The organism is Mycobacterium sp. E3305 (assembly GCF_001666785.1).
In the GTDB taxonomy this organism is placed as follows: Bacteria; Actinomycetota; Actinomycetes; order Mycobacteriales; family Mycobacteriaceae; genus Mycobacterium.
The window spans coordinates 22,205-41,108 of sequence record NZ_LZJA01000289.1; the positions used below are offsets into that span (position 1 = coordinate 22,205).

Below are 18,904 nucleotides of genomic sequence, written 5' to 3' on the forward strand. Positions count from 1 at the left end.
AGGGTGATGTTAGTGGATTAGCGCTCACCCTCGATGAGGCCCAGCGCGCGCTCGAACAGGTGGACCGTGGCGGCGTGCAACTGGTCGCCGACCTCTTTTTCGGCCTTGCCCGCGCAGGCCCGCGCGAGCGTCCCCTCGATGACGATGCCCAGCTTGAAGCAGGCCAGCACGGTGTACCAGGTGATATGCGACAGGTCGCGGGTGGTGTTGGCCGCGTAGCGCTCGAACAGCTCGCCGGTGCTGGCCAACCCGCCCTGGCCGCCCAGGGCGTGGCTGAACACGCTGGACCCATCGGGCTGGCGCCACGTGGCCAGCAGCCAGCCCAGGTCCAGCAGCGGGTCGCCGATCGTGCACATCTCCCAGTCGACGATCGCCACCACGTCCGGCCCGGTGTTGGAGAACATCACGTTGGCGGCGTGGTAGTCGCCGTGCATGATGCCCGGCGTCCAGGTGGTCGGCCGGTGGCGTTCCAGCCAGCCGGCAACGTCGTCGATCCCGGGGATGTCGGGCCCCGGATAGCCGTCGTACTCGCTGTAGGAGTCCAGCTCGGAAAGCCAGCGCGGCACCTGCCGTTCGAGGAAGCCCTCTGGCTTGCCGAAATCGGCCAGGCCCACCGCGACGTGATCGACGGCGCCCAACCGGGCCAGCGCATCGGCCATCGAGAGGCCCATGCCGTGGCGTACGGCCGGGTCGCCCGCATGCAGGGGTGGCAGTCCTTCGCCGGCGTTGAAGCCGTCGACCGGGTCCATCAGGTAGAAGACGGCATCACCCAGCACGCCGGTGTCCTCGCAGGCGGCGATCAGGTGCGGGTGCGGGACATCGGAACCGGCCAGCGCGGCAAGCACTTTCGTCTCCCGCAGGATCACGCTGTTGCTGCGCGGACGCAGGTGGCGCGGCCCGCGCCGCAGCACGTAAGGGCGCCCGGCCCGGGTGAACCGCAGCATGACGTTCTGCGTGCCGCCGGTGACGGGGGAGACGTCCTCCAACGGGCCCTCGCCGAGTCCCTGTTCGGACATCCACGCCGCTACGGCGTCCAGGCTCACGCCATCCACGCGCGGCCCTTACCGATCGGGTCGAACACTTCCGTCATGCCAGCGCTCCTCTGCGACCCTGTGGGGCAACTGGGAAAAAGCCTAGGTGACCGTTTGCAAGCGGCTTCGGGCGGCGCGGGCTGGAACAATAGTGTGCGCAACTAACTGACTCCCCCTTGGAAGGGAACTGGCGATGCCGCGTACCGACAACGATTCCTGGGACATCACCCAAAGCGTGGGAGCCACCGCGCTGGGCGTCGCCGCGGCGCGGGCCGCCGAGACCGAGAGCGCAGACCCGCTCATCGACGACCCGTTCGCGCGCGTGTTCGTGGACGCCGCGGGCGAGGGAATGTGGAGCATCTACGCCGATCCCAAGCTATTGGCAAAGGCCGTTGAACTCGAGCCGGAGGTGCGCTCGCGCATCCAGCTGATGATCGACTTCATGGCCACGCGGACAGCGTTTTTCGACGAGTTCTTCCTGGGCGCGGCCAACTCCGGTGTGCGGCAGGTGGTGATTTTGGCCGCCGGCCTGGATGCCCGCACCTGGCGGTTGCCCTGGCCCGACGGCACCGTCGTCTACGAGCTGGACCAGCCCAAGGTCCTGGAATTCAAGTCCAACACCCTGCGCGAGCACGGGGCCGAGCCGAAGGCGCGGCTGGTGAACGTGGCGATCGATCTGCGGCAGGACTGGCCGAAGGCGCTGCAGGAAGCGGGCTTTGACCCGTCGAGGCCGGCCGCGTGGTCGGCCGAGGGCCTCGTGCGCTACCTGCCGGCGCAGGCCCAGGACCTGTTGTTCGAGCGCATTCATGCGTTGAGTGCGGCCGGAAGCTGGCTGGCCTCCAACGTCCCGGCTGCCGGTTTCACCGAACCCGAGGTCGTCCGGCGTCAGCGCGAGGACATGCAGCGGATGCGGGCCGCGGCCGCCAAACTGGTGGACTCCGAGATCACCGACTTCGACGACCTCTGGTACGCCGAAGAGCGCACCCCGGTCGATGGGTGGCTGCGCGAGCACGGCTGGGAGGTCAGCACCGCGACGTTCGCCGAGTTGATGGCCCGCTATAACCGGAGCATTCCGCACGACGCAGAGGCCACGATGCCGCCCACGCTCTACGTTTCCGCGCAGCGGCGCTGATCGTCAGGGCGCTCGACCGCTGAATCGCTCACGCCCGCAAGGCCGCTACGCTCGCCGGTGTGGTTGACCGACCCGCACGAGTGGGCGACGTGCACGAGATCGCCGGATCGATGCCGCACGTCCAGCGCCTGGAGGGGCCGAAGGGCAACGCCATCTATCAGGTCGGCGGCAAGTCATTCGTGTTCTTCCGGACGCCGCAGCCCGACGCCACCGATCCGGACACCGGTGAGCGCTATGCCGACGTGATCATGCTCTGGGTGGAGTCGGAGAGCGACAAGCTGGCGCTGACCCAGGATCCCGATTCCCCGTTCTTCACCACCGACCATTTCGACGGGCATCCGTCGGTGCTGGTGCGGGCTGCCCGATTGCCGGAAATTGGCAAGACGGAACTGGCCGAGCTGATCCAGGATGCGTGGCTTTCCCGCGCGTCGAAGAGGCGGGCCTCGGCATGGCTCGCCGGGCGTTAGTGCGGCGGGCTCCGCTGGCGCACCGCCGAATTCGCCCACGCGGAATGTTTAGACACAAGTCGAATGGGTAACTATCGTCCACGAGAAATTTTTCTCGACCACATTGGAGGTCACCATGCGTGGCAGCGGAATCATCGGCACGATTGCCCTGGTATGGCTGCTCATCGGGGTTTTTGCGGCATGGCAACGCGATTACTTCAAGGGTGACTCAACCAGTTGTGTCACGGCGGGAAACATCGCGTTGACCGTCATCGCGGGGCCTTTGAATTACGGGGGCGTCAACCCGAAAGTCAAGGACTGCCATGTTCCGCAGCCCAGTTCAATGCCTGCTGTCCTAGTGCCCCTTACCTAAAGGAGTCGTCATGATTGTCCTCGGCGTAATCCTGCTTATTCTCGGCTTTGTTTTCAGCATCCCATTGCTGTGGGAGATCGGCGTCGTCGTGCTCGTCATCGGCGCAGTGTTGTGGATCATGGGCTCGATTGGCCGCCCGGTCGCCGGCCGGCGCTACTGGTATTAGCCACTTCGCCGGGAAACGGGATCGCGCGACTGCCGAGCAGTCGCGCGATCCCGTTCACAGGGCACACAAAGCTAGGCCATAGCGGCGGCTCAGCGCGGTGCGCATACTGGAACCTGTGACTCAGCCGCGAGCCTCCGTCGAGCGGGTCGTTATGTGTCGTGCCGATGGCAATCCGATCAATGTGTTGGTCGTGGACGACGAGTCGGTGCTGGCCGAGATGGTCTCGATGGCGTTGCGCTACGAGGGCTGGAACATCGCGACGGCCGGCGACGGGGCATCGGCTATCGCCGCCGCCCGTGCCCAGCGCCCGGACGTGGTCGTGCTCGATGTGATGCTTCCCGACATGAGCGGGCTCGACGTCCTACACAAGCTGCGCGAGGAAAACCCCCAGCTGCCGGTGTTGCTGTTGACGGCCAAGGACGCCGTGGAGGACCGGATCGCGGGGTTGACCGCCGGCGGCGACGACTATGTCACCAAACCGTTCAGCATCGAAGAAGTGGTGCTGCGCCTGCGGGCGCTGCTGCGGCGCACCGGGGTGACGACGCTGGACAGCGGCGCGCAACTGGTGGTCGGCGATCTGGTCCTCGACGAGGACAGCCACGAGGTCACCCGCGGCGGCGAGCCGATCTCGTTGACCTCCACCGAGTTCGAGTTGCTGCGGTTCATGATGCGCAACTCCAAGCGGGTGCTCAGCAAGGCCCAGATCCTCGACCGGGTGTGGAGTTATGACTTCGGCGGCCGGTCCAACATCGTCGAGCTGTACATCTCGTATCTGCGCAAGAAGATCGACAGCGGTCGCGAGCCCATGATCCACACGCTGCGTGGCGCGGGTTATGTCCTCAAGCCCGCGCGCTAGGAGCGATCGCGAGCGCGGCGAAGCCGGGCGAAGCGGGTCGCGACCGTTGGCTGGGAGCGATCGCGAGCGCGGCGAAGCCGGGCGAAGCGGGTCGCGACCGTTGTTCAGCAGCGGGTCGCGACCGTTGGCCAGTTCACGGCGGGCCTGGTCCCTGCGGCTGCGGCTGCTGGTCGGGCAGATCGTCGTGTTGGCCATCGTGTGCGTCGGCATCACTGCGGTGACCGAGCTGGCGCTCAATCACCACCTGGTGAAGCAGCTCGACGGACAACTCGCCGGCACGTCTTTCCGCTCGGCGCTGATGTACCCCGAGCCGAACCGCCCGCGGCACGAACACTCTTACTACCCGCGGCCGGGTCCTGGCCCGCGGTTTCTGGACGCCCCCGGTCAGCCGGCGGGCATGGTGGCCGCGGTGGTCAACCACGGCAAAACCGTCGACGCCGGCTACCTCACCAGCAGCGGCACCCGGGCCGCGCTGAGCCCGGCCGCCCAGTCTCAGCTGGAGCAGATCGCGGGCAGCCGCGCTCCGGTCACCCTGAACCTGGACGGGCTCGGCCGGTATCGGGTGGTCGCCGCCCCGAGCCGCAACGGGGGTGACACCATCGTGACCGGCCTCTCGATGGCCAACGTCGACGCCACTTTGATCCGGATGCTGATCATTTTCGCGATCGTCACCGCGGTCGCGCTGGCCGCCGCGACGATCGCCGGGGCCATCATCATCCGGCGGGCGCTGGCGCCGTTGCGCCGGGTCGCGCAGACCGCTAGCCGGGTGGCCGACCTGCCGCTGGATCGCGGTGAGGTCGAGCTGCCGCTCCGCGTGCGTGAATCCGACGCGAACCCGTACACCGAGGTGGGCCAGCTGGGGTCAGCCCTCAACCGGATGCTCGATCACATTGCGGCCGCCTTGTCGGCCCGGCAGGCCAGCGAGACCCGTGTCCGCCAGTTCGTCGCCGACGCCAGCCACGAACTGCGCACGCCGCTCGCCGCGATCCGCGGCTACACCGAACTCACCCAGCGGATGGGCGACGACCGGGAGGCGGTGGCGCACGCGATGAGCCGGGTGGCCTCCGAGACGGAACGGATGACGCGACTGGTCGAGGACCTGCTGCTGCTGGCCCGGCTGGACTCCGGCAGGCCGCTGGAACGCGAACCGGTCGATCTGTCGCGGGTGGCGGTCGACGCCGTCAACGACGCGCATGTCGCCGGACCGGACCATCAGTGGGAACTCGACCTGCCCGAGGAACCCGTGATCATCACCGGCGATGCGGCCCGCCTGCACCAGGTGCTGGCGAACCTGCTCGCCAACGCCCGCCTGCACACCGGCGCGGGCACCGTCGTGACAACGCGGTTGAGCACCGAGCCGGCGCACACCGTGCTGCGGGTCATCGACAACGGCCCCGGGATCCCGGCGGCGCTTCAATCCGAAGTGTTCGAGCGCTTCGCCCGCGGCGACACCTCGCGGTCCCGCAAGGGCGGAAGCACCGGGCTGGGCCTGGCGATCGTGTCCGCGGTGGTCAAGGCGCACAACGGGACTATCACCGTGGACAGCTCACCCGGCCATACCGAGTTCACGGTGCGGTTGCCACTCAACGGGTGGCAACCGCCCGCATCCTCGATTAGCTAGAGCAGTTGACGTCGATTTCGAACGGCTTGTTCACCGGCTGCATCGGGTTGGCCATGTCGACGCCGGTGGCCGTGCCGGTGATCTTGTAGCTGTTGCCGTTCTTCTCGGCCGAGGCGTTACCCTGGCCGGTCCCGGAGGTGTAGCCGAGCGTCACACCGTTGACGTTGCCCAGTCCAACCGACTTCACCTGGGGCGGGTTGGCGTCAGTGAGCACGGCGGCGATTCCGGTCGCGGCACCACCGATGGCGATGTTGACGTTGCCGCCGGCGGTCGTGCACACCACCGAGCCGCTCACGTTCTGGTCCTTGCCGTCGATGAGGACCTTGGTTCCGCTGGCAGCGCCCGCCGAGGTGTTCACCGCGGAGCTGGTGCCAGAACCGCCTGAACTCGACTTATTGCTGGAACAGCCGGAAATGCCGGCGGCCAGAATTGCTGCTCCGGCCACCGCGACCATCAGTCCACGCTTCACGTGTTCTCCTTTGCCCGAAAGTTGCGACCCTCGGCATTGAGGGCCGTGTGGGCAGTATGAGGGTTAACTGGACCGAAGATCTAGAGTTCCGGGTAATTGTTTCTGTGTTCGTTAGTCACTTGACAAGAACCTCTAGTACGGAATGGCGCGCCAATGGCAATGTATTGGCGTGCAGCGCAAACCCCCCACCGCAGTCATCGAGGCGGCGCATCGCGCACACGCCCTGCCATTCGATGACGACACCGACTTTCACAACGCCGACCGCGGATTCATCGCCGCCCTGTCCCCGTGCGTCATCAAGGCGGCCGACGGCCGCGTGGTGTGGGACAACGACGCCTACTCGTTCCTCGGCGGCGCGGCGCCGACATCGGTGCATCCCAGTCTCTGGCGGCAGTCGACGCTGGCCGCCAAACAGGGACTCTACGAAGTGGTTCCGGGGATCTATCAGGTCCGTGGCCTCGACATCTCGAATGTCACGTTGGTCGAGACCGACACCGGGATCATCGTCATCGACCCGCTGGTGTCCACCGAGGTCGCCGCGGCCGCGCTGGCGCTGTATCGCACCCACCGCGGGGGCGACCGGCCCGTCGTCGCGGTGATCTACACCCACAGCCATGTCGACCACTTCGGCGGCGTGCTGGGCGTCACCTCGCAGGCGGACGTGGACGACGGCGCCGTGGCCGTGTTGGCGCCGGACGGTTTTGTCGAGCATGCGGTGCAGGAGAACGTGTACGCCGGCCCGGCCATGACGCGGCGGGCGACGTACATGTACGGCAGCATGCTGCCCCGCGGTCCGCGCGACCAGGTGGGCTGCGGGCTGGGTCAGGCCCCGTCGACCGGCGAAGTGGCGATCATCGTGCCGACCATCGACATTCGCGAGACCGGTGAGACGCACACCATCGACGGGGTGGAGATCGAGTTTCAGATGGCGCCCGGCACCGAGGCGCCGGCCGAAATGCATTTCTACTTCCCGCGGTTCCGCGCGCTGTGCATGGCGGAGAACGCCACCCACAACCTGCACAACCTGTTGACCCTGCGGGGAGCACTGGTGCGCGATCCGCACGCCTGGTCCGGCTATCTCACCGAGGCGATCGACACCTTCGCCGACCGCGCCGACGTGGTGTTCGCCTCCCATCACTGGCCGACCTGGGGCAGGGACAGCATCGTCGAGTTCCTGTCGCTGCAGCGCGACATGTACGCCTATCTGCACGACCAGACGCTGCGGCTGCTCAACCAGGGCTACACCGGGATCGAGATCGCCGAGATGTTCCGGATGCCGCCGGCGCTCGAGCGTGCGTGGCACACCCACGGCTATTACGGGTCGGTCAGCCACAACGTGAAGGCCGTCTATCAGCGCTACATGGGCTGGTTCGACGGCAACCCGGCGCGGTTGTGGCCGCATCCCCCGGAGGCGCTCGCGCCGCGCTACGTCGAGGCGATCGGTGGGATCGACCGGGTTGTCGGCCTGGCCCAGTCAGCCTTTGACTCCGGCGACTTCCGTTGGGCGGCAACGCTACTGGATCATGCGATCTTCACCGACAGCGCACACGAGGGCGCCCGCACGCTTTACGCCGACACCCTCGAGCAGCTGGCCTATGGGGCCGAGAACGCGACGTGGCGCAACTTCTTCCTCAGTGGCGCAACGGAATTGCGGGGCGGTAACTTCGGCACCGCGGCGCAGGTCGCCTCGCCCACCATGCTCTCCCAGTTGACGCCCGAGCAGATCTTCGACAGCCTCGCGATCCGGGTCGACGGCCCGCGCAGCTGGGATCTCGACCTCGCCATCGATCTCGCCTTCGCCGATCTTGCCACCAACTACCGGCTCACCCTGCGCAACGGCGTGCTGGTCTACCGCAAAGTGGCGGCCGATCCGGCGACGGCATCGGTCACGGTTCAACTGGACAGCAAGTTTCGGCTGCTGTCCGCGGCGATGGGTGATTTCTCCTCGCCCGGGTTGCAGATATCCGGCAACCAGGCAGCGCTCCAGGCCCTGCTCGGTGTGCTCGATCAGCCCGACCCGAGCTTCGACATCGTCACGCCGTGACAAGTCAGATGTCGATGACGACCTTGCCCAACACCTTCCGGTCGGCCACATGCCGCAACGCCGCCGCCGTTTCGGCCAGCGGGAACCGTGCTCCGATGTACGGCCGGATCGTGCCGGCGGCGAACATCTCCGATAGTTCGCGCAAGTCCCGGGCGGACTCCTCGGGGTGGTCGGTCGCGAAGGTGCGGATCTCCATGCCGCGGACGCAGATGTCCTTGAGCAGAACGAGGTTCAGCGGGATCGCCGGGATCGTCCCCGCGGCGTAGCCCAGGGTGACGAAGGTGCCGCCACGCGCCAGCCCGCGCAGCGCCGGCTCCGCGTACGGCCCGCCGACGGGGTCGAGCACCGCCCGGGCGCTGTCGCCGGTCAACTCGCGGATGCGCGACTTGAGGTCCTCCCGGTCGTAGTCGACGGTCGCCTCGGCGCCGCGACGCCGGCACAGCTCGAGTTTCTCGGGGCTCGATGCGGCGGCCAGCACCCGTGCCTTCATGGCGACGGCCAGGTCCACCGCGGCCAGCCCGACGCCGCCCGCGGCGCCCAGCACGACGACCCAATCCCCTTCTGTCACCGCGGCGGTCGAGCGCAGCGCGTGATAGGCGGTGCGGTAGGTCACCCCGAAGGCGGCGGCCGACCCGAAGTCGACGTCCTCGGGGATCAGCGCGGCCTGGTTCGCGTCCAGCAGCGCCTGTTCGGCGAACGCCCCAAAAGTGGTGCCGGAAACCCGCTGTCCAGGCTCGAAACGGGCGCCCGCACCGGCGGCGATCACCTCGCCGGCGACCTCATTGCCCGGGATGAACGGCGGCGGAATCTTGACCTGATACTTGCCGGCGATGAACAGCACGTCGGGGAAGTTGACCGCCGCGGCGTGCACCCGCACCAGCAGCTGCCCGGGGCCTGGCACCGGCTCGTCCACGTCCTCGAGTACCAGATCTTCCGGAGTGCCGTAGGAACGACAGACAACGGCGCGCATCAAACCCCCAGACCGCGTAGGCAGAACTCCACCAGGTGTGCAATGTCGGGCGGACCCGGCCGGTCGCCTGACCCTAGGTAGCGGCGCATCGTCGCGACGGTGCAGCTGAACACGGCCTCGACATCGCGCTCGACATCCTTGCTGCCCAGCGCCGCAACGGGTTCGACGAGGAGATCCCGCAGCGGCCGCATCATCTCCTGATCCGCCGCGCGCCAGTTCGCACCGGCCGACATCTGGCCGGCGGCCGCCCGGCTCATGCTGATCAGCTGCGGGTCGGCCACCTGCGCGAGCGTGCCCTCGATCCAGCGGGCGACCTGGTCGCGGGGCTCGCGCTCCTTGGCCATCTGGTGCTCGAGGTAGGACACGACGATGGCGACCCCGCGCTCCATGACGGCCAGGATCAGGTCGTCCTTGCCGGCGAAATAGCGGTAGAACGCCTTGTTCGACGAGCCGGCCTCGGCGACGATGTCACTCACCCGCGGCGGTTCGGGCGCAACCCGTTCCATGACGCGGACGGCGGCGGCCAGGATCCGCTCCACCTCTTCGGTCGCCTCCCGCTGCCGCTCGTCGAGCGCCCGCTCGACGGCCGCCGTCACCCTGCTGCTCACGGCTTATCGGGCAGCGCCGGAACCCGATCGATCCGGTCGCCGTACTTGGTGCGCGCGGCCTCCCGGCGGATGTCGAGCAGTTCGCTCGGCCACTCAGCGTCCTCGGCCTCGTATCCCTTGAGTAGCAGCCGGGCCAGGTTGACCTTGTGGGCTTCGGTCGGTCCGTCTGCCAGGCCCAGTGCCACCCCGCCGAGCAGCACGTTGACCAGTGGCAGCTGATCGGTGGTGCCGAGTGCACCGTGCACCTGGATCGCGCGCAGCCCAATCGATTTCAGCACTTGCGACGCCAGGATCTTGCAGGCGCCGATTTCGGCGCGGGCCGCGTGCTCCCCGGCGGTGTCGATAAGCCATGCCGCGTGCAGCACCGCCAGCCGGAAGGGCATCAGCTCGGTGTAGGAGTCGGCGATGAACGCCTGCACCAATTGCTTGTCCGCCAGCGAACTGCCCTGGGTGAAGCGGCTTTTCGCGCGCCGGGCCATCATCTCCACCGCCCGTTGGGCGACACCGATCGAGCGCATCGCGTGATGCAGCCGCCCGCCGGCCAGCCGGGTCTGCAGGATCATGAAGCCCTGACCGGGTTCGCCCAGCATCGCGTCCGCCGGCACCCGCACCCCGTCGTAGTGGACCAGCGAGTGCCCGGGCTCGTGCGGTAGCGCGCCGACCAGGTGATGGGTGGCCTCGATGGTGAGGCCTTCGGTGTCGGCGGGTACCAGGAACGTCGAGGCGCCGCGGTGCACGGGCACGTCCGGGTCGGTGATCGCGACGACGATGAAGAAGGAGGCGACGGAGGCGTTGGAAGAGAAGTACTTTCGACCGGTGATCACCCAGTCGTCGCCGTCGCGGAAGGCGCGGGTCCGGAAGACGCGCGGATCCGCGCCGCCCTGCGGCTCGGTCATCGAGAAACACGAGAAGATCTCCCCGGACAGCAGCCCGGCGAGGTAGCGGTCCTTTTGGCCCTGGGTTCCGAAGCGGGCGATGATCTCGGCGTTGCCGGTATCGGGCGCCTGCGTGCCGAACACGATCGGCGCCCACGGGCTGCGGCCCAGAATCTCGTTGATCAAGGTCAGCTTGACCGCGCCGAATCCCTGCCCGCCCAGTTCGGGGCCCAGATGCGGCGCCCACAGGCCTTGGTCGCGAACCTGCTGCTTGAGCGGATCGACGATGCGGCGGCGCTCGTCGTCGAGCGGCAGGAACTCGCAGCCGGGGAAGAGCACCTCGAGGGGTTCCACCTCGTGGCGGACGAACTCTCGGACCCAGTCGATTTTCTCCTGAAACTCCGGTTCGGTGGAGAAGTCCCAAGACATTCGAATCTCCTACTCTCTCATCGGCGGCGACCCGCCGGGACCGGCGGCGCCGCGCTCGCGATCGCCGCGCTCATCGGCGGCGACCCGCCGCGCCCGGCGGCGCCGCGCTCGCGATCGCCGCGCGTTAGGGAATTCCACCGTCGGCGCGCAGGATCGAGCCGGTGGTGAAGCTGGACGCGTCGGACGCCAGAAACAAAGCGGCACCGACGATTTCGGCCGGATCTCCGGCGCGCTGCAGCGCGAGGTGCCCGAACGGCTTGCCGGGCGCCGCGTCGAGGTTCCACGCCTTGCTCACGTCGGTCAGGAACGGGCCGGCCATCAGGGTGTTGACCCGCACCGACGGCCCGAACGCCTTCGCCAGCGCCTCGGTCATGGCGTTGAGCCCGGCCTTGGCTGCGGCGTAGGGGACGATGTCGGGCGTCGGTCGCAACGAGCCGGCCGTGCTCACGTTGATGATCGACCCGCGGCCGGCCGCCACCATCCGCTCGCCCACCAAGGCCGACAACCGGAACGGGCCCTTGAGGTTCAGGTTGACCACCGCGTCGAACAGTTTCTCGGTGACGTCGGTCAGCTTGTCGTACAGCGGTGACATGCCGGCGTTGTTGATCAGCGTGTCGACCTTGCCGAACCGGTCGTAGGTTGCCTCGACCAATCCGTCGAGCTGATCCCAGCGACCGACGTGGACCTGATACGGCAGGGCCGAGCGCCCGGTTTCGGCCTCGATTTCCTTGGCCGTGGCCATGCAGTTGTCCATGTTGCGGCTCGCGACCACGACGTCGGCGCCGCAGCGGGCCGCCGCGAAGGCCATCTCGCGCCCCAGCCCGCGACTACCGCCGGTGACCAGCACGACCCGATCGGTGAGATCGAAAAGCCGTTCGGCGTAACCCATTTCAGCTGCCCCCGGACGGCAGTGACCGCGCGAGGTCGGCGGCTGTGGCGATCAGTTGCGGGATCATCGCCCCGAAGGCGTCCTGGATCTTGGGATCGACCTTCCCGGTGCGCACCCCCGCAGCGTAAGTCTTTTCCAGCACGATGCCGAGTTTCCAGTTGGCCAGTACCAGGTAATAGTCGATGTTGTCGGTGGACAGGCCGCTGATCGCCTCGTAGTGCCCCAACAACTCGCTGCGCGTGGGCATGCCGGCCATGTCCAAATAGAACCCGTCGGCCCGGGGCTCTTCGCCGTCGTAGCCCAGCAGGCACCACGCCAGATCGAGCAGCGGGTCGCCGACGGTGGTCATCTCCCAGTCCACGATCGCGGCCAGTCGCGCCGGCTCCCCGTGCGCGAACATCACGTTGGCGAACTGGTAGTCGCCGTGCATGATTCCCGGCCGGTAGTGCGAGGGCCGGTTGTTGCGCAGCCAGTCGGCGGCCTCGTCGAGCCCGGGAAGGTCGCGCACCTTGTACGCGTCGAGGAAGGTCAGCCAGCGATCGACCTGCCGCTCGTGGAACCCGTCCGGCCGACCGAAGCCGTCGAGGCCCTGGGCCCGCCAGTCCACCCGGCCCAGCTTGGCGGCGCCCTCGACCAACTGGAAGGCCAGGCCGCGCCGGGCCGTCAAGTCGGTGTCGAACGGCGGCTGCCAGCCGCCGTCCATCGGACTCCACCCATCGATGGCCTGCATGACGTAGAACGGCATGCCCAGCACGGTGCCGGTCTCGTCGGCGGCGATCAGCGCCGCGTGCGGGACGTCGGTGCCGGACAGCGCTCGCACCAAGCGGATCTCGCGGAGCAAGCCGTCGATGCGGGCGGCGTCGGCGCGGGTGCCTGGCATCCGCAACACCATCCGCTGGCCACCGCGGACGAGTAGGCACAGCGTGTTCTGGGAACCGCCCTTCAGTTGCTCTACGCGCGGTTCTTCACCGTTCCCCGGTGCGCCGTTCGCATCGAGCCAGCGGGCAAGCACGGCCGCATCCAGCCCGGACTGATCTACCGTCGTCATCCGCACACTCCACTCTCCGTGCGGAGAATAGCATTCTCTGGCGCCCGCGCCTCGCTTTCGGCTCAGTGGGGCTTGCGTGCGCTGACCAGGAATCCGGGGGCCAGGAAGTGGCCCTCGCCGTCGCGATCGAGGTGTGCCAGCGGGCCGTCGGAGGACTCGGGCGCGTTGCCGTACACGTGCGCCGGCCGCAGATCGTCGATCCGCCAGAGCGTCGAGACGGCCTCGCGCAACTCCTCCTCGTCGAAGCCCCGCGGCCCGCCGCCCTGGTTGGCGTCGCCCAGGGCCCCGGCGGCGAAGGCCAGGATGTAGAGCGCCGCTCCCGCGGCGGCCGACCGGAGGATCGACTGCAGGTAGTCCTGGCGCTTCTCCGGCGGCAGCGCGTGAAACAGCCCGCTGTCCAGGATGGTGTTGAAGCGGCCGTCGTAGCCGCGGAAATTCGTGACATCGGCCTGCGCGAAGGTCGCCGTGGCCAGGCCGCGTTCCGCCGCCGCCACCGAAGCGGCCTCGATCGCGGTCGCGCTGCTGTCCAGGCCGACGACGGTGAAGCCGCGCTCGGCCAGCGCCAGCGACAGGGCGGCGTGGCCGCACCCGGCGTCCAGCACGTCGCTGCGGATCCTGCCTTCGTCGATCAGCCTCGCCAGCTCGGGCTGCGGCCGGCCGATGCTCCACGGCGGTGGCGTGTCCTGCCGGTACGCGGTGTCCCAATCCATGCTCGGCTCGGTCATTTTTCCTCCTCGAGATCGGCCTTCAATGAGCCCTATTTTGCGGGGGCGAGTCCGCATGCTTTGAATGAACACGTCGCGCGCAACCACAGACAGGAAGACACCCATGCAATTGCTTCTGGTCCGGCACGCGCTGCCGCTGCGCAGCGAACACGGCGAGGGCTCAGACCCGGACCTGTCGGACGAGGGATTGGCTCAGATCGAGCGACTACCCAAGGCGCTGGACAGGTTTCCCATTTCCCGGGTGGTGAGCAGCCCGCAGCGGCGCGCCATCCAGACCGCCGAGCCGGTCGCGGCGGCGCGCGAGCTGACCGTCGAAATCGACGACCGATTCGCCGAATACGACCGCGACCTTCCGCTCTACATCCCCGTCGAGCAGATCCGCGAGGAGATGCCCGAAGAGTGGGCGCGGCTGGCGCAGGGGCACCTGCCCAGCGCGGTCGACGAGGACGCGTTTCTCGCCCGGGTGCGCGCGGCCGTCGACGACCTCGTCGCCTCCGTCGCCCCCGAGGACACCGTTGCGGTGTTCAGCCACGGCGGAGTGATCAACGTGCTGTTGCACCAGATCCTGGGCACGTCCCGGCTGTTGTCGTTCCCCGTCGACTACGCCTCGGTCACCCGGCTACTGTTCTCGCGATCAGGTGAGGCGACGGTCGCTGGGGTCAACGGTGTCGAGCACGTGTGGGACCTGCTGCCACGAAATCAGAGGTGGTAAACAAGTCCGGTGACTTCAGCTGACCAACTCGAAGGCCTCGACCTGGCCTCGCTGGACTCCTACCTGCGTTCGCTGGGCATCGGGCGTGACGGCGAGTTGCGCGCGGACTTCATCTCCGGCGGCCGCTCCAATCTGACGTTCCGCGTCTACGACGACGCGACCAGCTGGCTGGTGCGGCGCCCGCCGCTGCACGGCCTGACCCCGTCGGCGCATGACATGGCCCGCGAGTACCGGGTGGTCGCCGCGCTGCGTGACACCCCGGTTCCGGTGGCGCGCGCGATCGCGCTGTGCCAGGACGAGTCGGTGCTGGGGGCGCCGTTCCAGATCGTCGAATTCGTTGCCGGCCAGGTGGTGCGCCGCCGCGCCCAGCTCGAAGCGTTCAGCCACACCGTCATCGAGGGCTGTGTCGACTCGCTGATCCGGGTCCTCGTCGACCTCCACTCCGTCGACCCCGCGGCCGTGGGCCTGGCCGACTTCGGCAAGCCCAACGGTTATCTCGAGCGGCAGGTGCGGCGGTGGGGTTCGCAATGGGCGCTGGTGCGGCTGCCCGACGACCGCCGCGACGCCGACGTCGAGCGCCTGCACTCCGGTCTGCAGGACGCCATCCCGCAGCAGAGCCGGACCTCGATCGTGCACGGCGACTACCGGATCGACAACACGATCCTGGACGCCGACGACCCGACGAAGGTTCGCGCCGTCGTCGACTGGGAGCTGTCCACCCTCGGGGACCCGCTCTCCGACGCGGCGTTGATGTGCGTGTACCGAGACCCCGCGCTGGACCTGATCGTCAACGCGCAGGCCGCCTGGACGTCACCGCTGTTGCCGACGGCCGACGAGCTGGCCGATCGCTATTCGCTGGTCGCCGGTCTGCCGCTGGCGCATTGGGAGTTTTACATGGCGCTGGCTTACTTCAAGCTCGCCATCATCGCCGCCGGGATCGACTTCCGCAGGCGGATGTCGGATCAGGCTCGCGGGATGGACTCCGACCACATGCCGGAGGTCGTCGCGCCCCTGATTTCGCGCGGGCTGGCCGAGCTGGCCAAGCTGCCGGGCTGAGTGTGCGACCACGGCTTCGAGTGTGAGGTGACGGCGCGAAATCGCCCGTTTTCCCGCCCGGGGCGCGCGGCGGAAGCCCAGGACGCATAAGCGATGGCGCGCTGCCGCCTACCGCGACGCGGCGGCGTGGTGCTTCTTGGCGGCGCGGCGCAGCTGCAGGATGCGCGCGGTGCCGACGGCCACCGTGATCAGCCCGCCGACCACGGCGGCGAGCAAAATGGCCACCCCCAGTGGCAGGCTCCAATGCCAGCCCAAGAACTGGAACGGCGTGGAGGTCGTGTTCTGGGTGATGAAAATCAGCAACAAGATCAGGATCAGGAACCCGGCGATCAGGGACGACCACAGCGCACCGGCGCGGGTGAACCCGATGGCAGGCTCCTTGGGCGCCGCGCCGGACTTGGGCGCCGCGGCGGGCTTGGCGGGTGGTTGGGTGGGCGAGGCAGGGTTGGGGCTGCTCATAGGGTCATCTTTGTCCGATCCGGCGCAGAATGAAACCACGCAGCGCAGCCGGCCCGCTTCGTCCCGGCGCGGGGCGGGTTCTGACGTTACTGTCGGCGGTATGAGGATGCCGTCGCGCGCGCTCCGCGCGATCGTGCAAGCGGCGGTGTGGGTCACGGCGATCGGCGTTCTCGCGGCGTGCAGCAGCCCCGACCCGCTCGGCGCGGAGGTCCGCAGCCCGAAATCGATCGTGGTGGGATCCGCCGATTTCCCGGAGTCGCAGATCATCGCCGAGATATACGCACAAGCGTTGCAGGCCAACGGCTTCGAGGTCGGCCGGCGGATGGGGATCGGCAGCCGGGAGACCTACATACCCGCGCTCAAAGACCATTCCATCGACCTGGTGCCCGAGTACATCGGCAACCTGCTGCTCTACTTCGAGCCCGAGTCGACGGCGACCATGCTCGACGCCGTCGAGCTGGAGCTCGACCGCAAACTTCCCGGCGACCTCGCCGTCCTCACCCCGTCGCCTGCCGCCGACACCGACACCGTGACCGTGACCGACTCGACCGCTAATTCGTGGAAGCTGAAGACAATCGCCGACCTGGCGGCACATTCGCCGGACGTGAGATTCGGGGCGCCCTCCGCGTTCGCCAACCGCCCGGCCGGCCTGCCGGGGCTGCGGCAGAAATACGGGCTCGACATCGGGCCCGGTAACTTCGTCGCCATCAACGACGGCGGCGGCGCGGTGACGGTGCGCGCCCTGCTGGAAGGAAGGGTCAACGCCGCCAACATCTTCACCACGTCACCGGCCATCCCGCAGAACCGTCTGGTGGTGCTGGAGGATCCAGAGCACAACTTCATCGCCGGCAACATTGTGCCGCTGGTCAATTCGCAGAAGAAGTCGGACCGGCTCAAGCAGGTGCTGGACGCCGTGTCGGCGAAGCTGACCACCGCCGGGGTGGCGGGGCTCAATGCCGCGGTGGCGGGAAACTCTGGTATCGACCCCGACCAGGCCGCGCGGAACTGGTTGCGGGACAACGGATTCGACCATCCGGTGGGCCAATGATCGTTTTCGACAACGTCAGCAAGGCATTCGCCGACGGGACTACCGCGGTGGACCAGCTCAGTCTGGTGATCCCCACCGGGAAGTTGACCGTCTTCGTCGGTTCGTCGGGCAGCGGCAAGACCACCGCGCTGCGCATGGTCAACCGCATGATCGAGCCGACGTCCGGCACCATCACCGTGGACGGGGTGGACGTGTCCACGCTCGACCCGGTGAGGCTGCGCCTCGGGATCGGCTACGTGATGCAGCACGCCGGACTGATGCCGCACCTGCGGGTGATCGACAACGTCGCAACGGTTCCGGTGCTGAAGGGACAGTCGCGGCGGGCGGCCCGTGCCGCCGCCTACGGGGTGCTCGAACGCGTCGGACTGGACACCAAGCTGGCCACCCGCTACCCCGCGCAGCTGTCCGGCGGTGAGCAACAACGCGTCGGCGTGGCGCGTGCACTGGCCGCCGACCCGCCGATTTTGTTGATGGACGAGCCGTTCTCGGCGGTCGACCCGGTGGTACGCCTTGACCTGCAAAACGAAATCCTGCGTCTGCAAAGCGAATTGCGCAAGACGATTGTGTTCGTCACGCACGACATCGACGAAGCGCTCAAGCTGGCCGACCGGGTGGCCGTCTTCCGGGCCGGCACGCTGCAGCAGTACGACGAACCCGCGCGCTTGCTGTCGCGGCCTGCCAACGACTTCGTCGCGAGGTTCATCGGCCTCGGCCGCGGCTATCGCTGGTTGCAACTCATCGACGCGGCCGGCCTGCCGCTGCACGGCGTGCGGTGCATCCCCGCGGCCAATCTTCCCGAGACCGTCGCCGACGAGTGGGCGGTGGTGGTGGACGGCGCGCACGCACCGATGGGGTGGATCGACGGCGACGGCCTGCGCCGGCATCGGGCCGGCGCGTCGCTTTCGGACAGCATGAGCGGCGTCGGCTCGCTGTTTCGTCCCGGGGGGAATCTCAGCCACGCGCTCGATGCGGCGCTGTCCTCACCGTCGGGCGTGGGCGTCGCCGTGGACGACGGCGGCAGGGTGATCGGCGGCGTGCTGGCCGGTGACGTGCTGGCCGCGGCGGAAGCCCGGCGGCGGGGGTGACGCATGCACTACCTGCTCACCCACCTCGACGATGCCTGGGCCTTGACGATCATTCACCTGCGGCTGTCGTTGGTGCCGGTGCTGATCGGATTGGTGATCGCCGTCCCCCTGGGCGCGGCGGTGCAGCGCGCGCCGGTTGCGCGCCGGCTGACGACGGCGACCGCGAGCGTCGTGTTCACCATCCCGTCACTGGCTCTGTTCGTGGTCTTGCCGATGATCATCGGGACCCGCATCCTCGACGAGGCCAACGTGCTGGTCGCACTGACCGCCTACACCGCGGCGCTGCTGGTGCGGGCGGTCCTCGAGGCGCTCGACGCGGTGCCGGCGCAGGTGCGCGACGCCGCCACCGCGGTCGGCTACCCGCCGCTGAGCCGCTTGCTGAAAGTTGAACTGCCGCTGTCCATTCCGGTCCTGGTGGCCGGGTTGCGGGTGGTGGTGGTCACCAACATCGCGATGGTCTCGGTGGGCTCGGTGATCGGCATCGGCGGCCTGGGCACGTGGTTCACCGAGGGCTATCAGACCAACAAGAGCGACCAGATCCTGGCCGGCATCATCGCGCTCTTCGCGCTGGCGGTCGTCATCGACGCCCTGATCATGGTGGCGGGCCGGCTGATCACGCCGTGGGAACGCGCCGGGCGGCCGCCGCGCCGGCGGTCGGTGGTCGCCCCGATCGTGGGGGGCGCGCGATGAACTTCGTGGCGCGGGCCGTCTCCTTTCTGCTGACCGCCGACAACTGGACGGGTCCGGTCGGGCTCGCGGCGCGCATCCTGGAGCATCTGGAGTACACCGCCGTCGCGGTCGGCGCCTCGGCCCTGATCGCCGTCCCCGTCGGGCTCGTCATCGGGCACACCGGTCGGATCCC

General features: G+C 68.3%; 20 protein-coding genes and 2 pseudogenes. 13 read left to right on the forward strand and 9 right to left on the reverse strand.

What is annotated here, in order from left to right; genetic code table 11:
* Positions 1 to 17 precede the first annotated feature (17 nt).
* The gene (locus A5701_RS25200) at positions 18 to 1,016 is read right to left on the reverse strand and encodes a phosphotransferase family protein (RefSeq protein ID WP_231972880.1); all 999 of its coding nucleotides are present in this window, start codon (positions 1,014 to 1,016) and stop codon (positions 18 to 20) included.
* Between the two features lie 208 nt (positions 1,017 to 1,224).
* Between A5701_RS25200 and A5701_RS25205 the strand changes: the two genes are divergently transcribed.
* From A5701_RS25205 to A5701_RS25220, 6 genes are all read left to right on the forward strand, one after another.
* On the forward strand, positions 1,225 to 2,163 hold the full coding sequence (locus A5701_RS25205) for a class I SAM-dependent methyltransferase (RefSeq protein WP_067760658.1): 939 nt from the start codon (positions 1,225 to 1,227) through the stop codon (positions 2,161 to 2,163).
* A gap of 59 nt (positions 2,164 to 2,222) precedes the next feature.
* Positions 2,223 to 2,630, forward strand: coding sequence for an MmcQ/YjbR family DNA-binding protein (locus tag A5701_RS25210; RefSeq protein ID WP_067760661.1), 408 nt, complete (start codon positions 2,223 to 2,225; stop codon positions 2,628 to 2,630).
* 103 nt (positions 2,631 to 2,733) lie between these two features.
* Complete coding sequence (locus A5701_RS27785) at positions 2,734 to 2,982, forward strand: hypothetical protein (protein WP_067779589.1); 249 nt, start codon at positions 2,734 to 2,736, stop codon at positions 2,980 to 2,982.
* Between the two features lie 10 nt (positions 2,983 to 2,992).
* Positions 2,993 to 3,148, forward strand: a complete 156-nt coding sequence (locus tag A5701_RS28655; RefSeq protein ID WP_197498930.1) for a DUF6131 family protein — start codon at positions 2,993 to 2,995, stop codon at positions 3,146 to 3,148.
* A 151-nt stretch (positions 3,149 to 3,299) separates the two neighbouring features.
* On the forward strand, positions 3,300 to 4,004 hold the full coding sequence (locus A5701_RS25215) for a response regulator transcription factor (RefSeq protein ID WP_067760664.1): 705 nt from the start codon (positions 3,300 to 3,302) through the stop codon (positions 4,002 to 4,004).
* Positions 4,005 to 4,128: 124 nt separating this feature from the next.
* The gene (locus tag A5701_RS25220; protein WP_067760697.1) at positions 4,129 to 5,625 is read left to right on the forward strand and encodes a cell wall metabolism sensor histidine kinase WalK; all 1,497 of its coding nucleotides are present in this window, start codon (positions 4,129 to 4,131) and stop codon (positions 5,623 to 5,625) included.
* Here the strand turns inward: A5701_RS25220 and A5701_RS25225 are convergent.
* A complete protein-coding gene (locus A5701_RS25225) occupies positions 5,618 to 6,094 on the reverse strand; it encodes a lipoprotein LpqH (protein WP_046185294.1) in 477 nt (158 codons plus the stop codon). The two genes, A5701_RS25220 and A5701_RS25225, sit on opposite strands and share 8 nt — an antisense overlap.
* Positions 6,095 to 6,236: 142 nt before the next feature.
* Here A5701_RS25225 and A5701_RS25230 point away from each other — a divergent pair, with 142 nt between their 5' ends.
* Positions 6,237 to 8,138: an alkyl/aryl-sulfatase gene (locus A5701_RS25230; protein WP_067760666.1), complete on the forward strand. Its 1,902-nt coding sequence runs from the start codon at positions 6,237 to 6,239 to the stop codon at positions 8,136 to 8,138.
* 4 nt (positions 8,139 to 8,142) lie between these two features.
* On the opposite strand, the gene A5701_RS25235 is transcribed toward A5701_RS25230, so the two are convergent.
* The 6 genes from A5701_RS25235 to A5701_RS25260 all read right to left on the reverse strand — a co-directional run bounded on the left by A5701_RS25235 (position 8,143) and on the right by A5701_RS25260 (position 13,682).
* Positions 8,143 to 9,108 carry an NADPH:quinone oxidoreductase family protein gene (locus A5701_RS25235; RefSeq protein ID WP_067760668.1) on the reverse strand — a complete coding sequence of 322 codons (966 nt, stop codon included), beginning with the start codon at positions 9,106 to 9,108 and terminating at the stop codon, positions 8,143 to 8,145.
* The gene (locus tag A5701_RS25240; protein ID WP_067760670.1) at positions 9,108 to 9,716 is read right to left on the reverse strand and encodes a TetR/AcrR family transcriptional regulator; all 609 of its coding nucleotides are present in this window, start codon (positions 9,714 to 9,716) and stop codon (positions 9,108 to 9,110) included. The genes A5701_RS25235 and A5701_RS25240 overlap by 1 nt, the downstream gene beginning before the upstream one ends.
* On the reverse strand, positions 9,713 to 11,020 hold the full coding sequence (locus tag A5701_RS25245) for an acyl-CoA dehydrogenase family protein (protein WP_067760672.1): 1,308 nt from the start codon (positions 11,018 to 11,020) through the stop codon (positions 9,713 to 9,715). Before A5701_RS25245 ends, A5701_RS25240 begins: the two co-directional genes overlap by 4 nt.
* A 124-nt stretch (positions 11,021 to 11,144) precedes the next feature.
* The gene (locus A5701_RS25250; RefSeq protein ID WP_067760676.1) at positions 11,145 to 11,909 is read right to left on the reverse strand and encodes an SDR family NAD(P)-dependent oxidoreductase; all 765 of its coding nucleotides are present in this window, start codon (positions 11,907 to 11,909) and stop codon (positions 11,145 to 11,147) included.
* A gap of 1 nt (position 11,910) precedes the next feature.
* A complete protein-coding gene (locus tag A5701_RS25255) occupies positions 11,911 to 12,957 on the reverse strand; it encodes a phosphotransferase family protein (RefSeq protein WP_067760678.1) in 1,047 nt (348 codons plus the stop codon).
* A 62-nt stretch (positions 12,958 to 13,019) separates the two neighbouring features.
* On the reverse strand, positions 13,020 to 13,682 hold the full coding sequence (locus A5701_RS25260; protein WP_067760680.1) for a class I SAM-dependent methyltransferase: 663 nt from the start codon (positions 13,680 to 13,682) through the stop codon (positions 13,020 to 13,022).
* 103 nt (positions 13,683 to 13,785) lie between these two features.
* Here A5701_RS25260 and A5701_RS25265 point away from each other — a divergent pair, with 103 nt between their 5' ends.
* Both A5701_RS25265 and A5701_RS25270 read left to right on the forward strand, forming a co-directional pair.
* On the forward strand, positions 13,786 to 14,394 hold the full coding sequence (locus tag A5701_RS25265; protein ID WP_067760682.1) for a histidine phosphatase family protein: 609 nt from the start codon (positions 13,786 to 13,788) through the stop codon (positions 14,392 to 14,394).
* A gap of 9 nt (positions 14,395 to 14,403) precedes the next feature.
* Positions 14,404 to 15,450 carry a phosphotransferase family protein gene (locus A5701_RS25270; RefSeq protein ID WP_067760684.1) on the forward strand — a complete coding sequence of 349 codons (1,047 nt, stop codon included), beginning with the start codon at positions 14,404 to 14,406 and terminating at the stop codon, positions 15,448 to 15,450.
* Positions 15,451 to 15,558: 108 nt separating this feature from the next.
* Here the strand turns inward: A5701_RS25270 and A5701_RS25275 are convergent, their stop codons facing one another.
* Entirely contained in the window at positions 15,559 to 15,909 is a 351-nt protein-coding gene (locus tag A5701_RS25275) for a lipopolysaccharide assembly LapA domain-containing protein (RefSeq protein ID WP_067760686.1), read from the reverse strand.
* A 100-nt stretch (positions 15,910 to 16,009) separates the two neighbouring features.
* Between A5701_RS25275 and A5701_RS25280 the strand changes: the two genes are divergently transcribed.
* From A5701_RS25280 to A5701_RS25295, 4 genes and pseudogenes are all read left to right on the forward strand, one after another.
* Complete coding sequence (locus tag A5701_RS25280; RefSeq protein WP_067760688.1) at positions 16,010 to 16,957, forward strand: ABC transporter substrate-binding protein; 948 nt, start codon at positions 16,010 to 16,012, stop codon at positions 16,955 to 16,957.
* Positions 16,954 to 18,088: pseudogene (locus A5701_RS25285) on the forward strand (ABC transporter ATP-binding protein). The gene A5701_RS25280 and the pseudogene A5701_RS25285 overlap by 4 nt, the downstream one beginning before the upstream one ends.
* On the forward strand, positions 18,046 to 18,732 hold the full coding sequence (locus A5701_RS25290; protein ID WP_067760693.1) for an ABC transporter permease: 687 nt from the start codon (positions 18,046 to 18,048) through the stop codon (positions 18,730 to 18,732). Before A5701_RS25285 ends, A5701_RS25290 begins: the two are co-directional and overlap by 43 nt.
* Positions 18,729 to 18,904 (forward strand): annotated as a pseudogene (locus A5701_RS25295) (ABC transporter permease); the annotation flags it as partial. The gene A5701_RS25290 and the pseudogene A5701_RS25295, both read left to right, overlap by 4 nt.

Coding starts and splice junctions, on each gene's coding strand:
- A5701_RS25200 (WP_231972880.1), bottom strand. CDS start 1,016: ATGTCCGAACAGGGACTCGGCGAGGGCCCGTTGGAGGACGTCTCCCCC.
- A5701_RS25205 (WP_067760658.1), top strand. CDS start 1,225: ATGCCGCGTACCGACAACGATTCCTGGGACATCACCCAAAGCGTGGGA.
- A5701_RS28655 (WP_197498930.1), top strand. CDS start 2,993: ATGATTGTCCTCGGCGTAATCCTGCTTATTCTCGGCTTTGTTTTCAGC.
- A5701_RS25215 (WP_067760664.1), top strand. CDS start 3,300: ATGTGTCGTGCCGATGGCAATCCGATCAATGTGTTGGTCGTGGACGAC.
- A5701_RS25230 (WP_067760666.1), top strand. CDS start 6,237: ATGGCGCGCCAATGGCAATGTATTGGCGTGCAGCGCAAACCCCCCACC.
- A5701_RS25235 (WP_067760668.1), bottom strand. CDS start 9,108: ATGCGCGCCGTTGTCTGTCGTTCCTACGGCACTCCGGAAGATCTGGTA.
- A5701_RS25245 (WP_067760672.1), bottom strand. CDS start 11,020: ATGTCTTGGGACTTCTCCACCGAACCGGAGTTTCAGGAGAAAATCGAC.
- A5701_RS25250 (WP_067760676.1), bottom strand. CDS start 11,909: ATGGGTTACGCCGAACGGCTTTTCGATCTCACCGATCGGGTCGTGCTG.
- A5701_RS25255 (WP_067760678.1), bottom strand. CDS start 12,957: ATGACGACGGTAGATCAGTCCGGGCTGGATGCGGCCGTGCTTGCCCGC.
- A5701_RS25260 (WP_067760680.1), bottom strand. CDS start 13,682: ATGACCGAGCCGAGCATGGATTGGGACACCGCGTACCGGCAGGACACG.
- A5701_RS25265 (WP_067760682.1), top strand. CDS start 13,786: ATGCAATTGCTTCTGGTCCGGCACGCGCTGCCGCTGCGCAGCGAACAC.
- A5701_RS25275 (WP_067760686.1), bottom strand. CDS start 15,909: ATGAGCAGCCCCAACCCTGCCTCGCCCACCCAACCACCCGCCAAGCCC.
- A5701_RS25280 (WP_067760688.1), top strand. CDS start 16,010: ATGAGGATGCCGTCGCGCGCGCTCCGCGCGATCGTGCAAGCGGCGGTG.
- A5701_RS25290 (WP_067760693.1), top strand. CDS start 18,046: ATGCACTACCTGCTCACCCACCTCGACGATGCCTGGGCCTTGACGATC.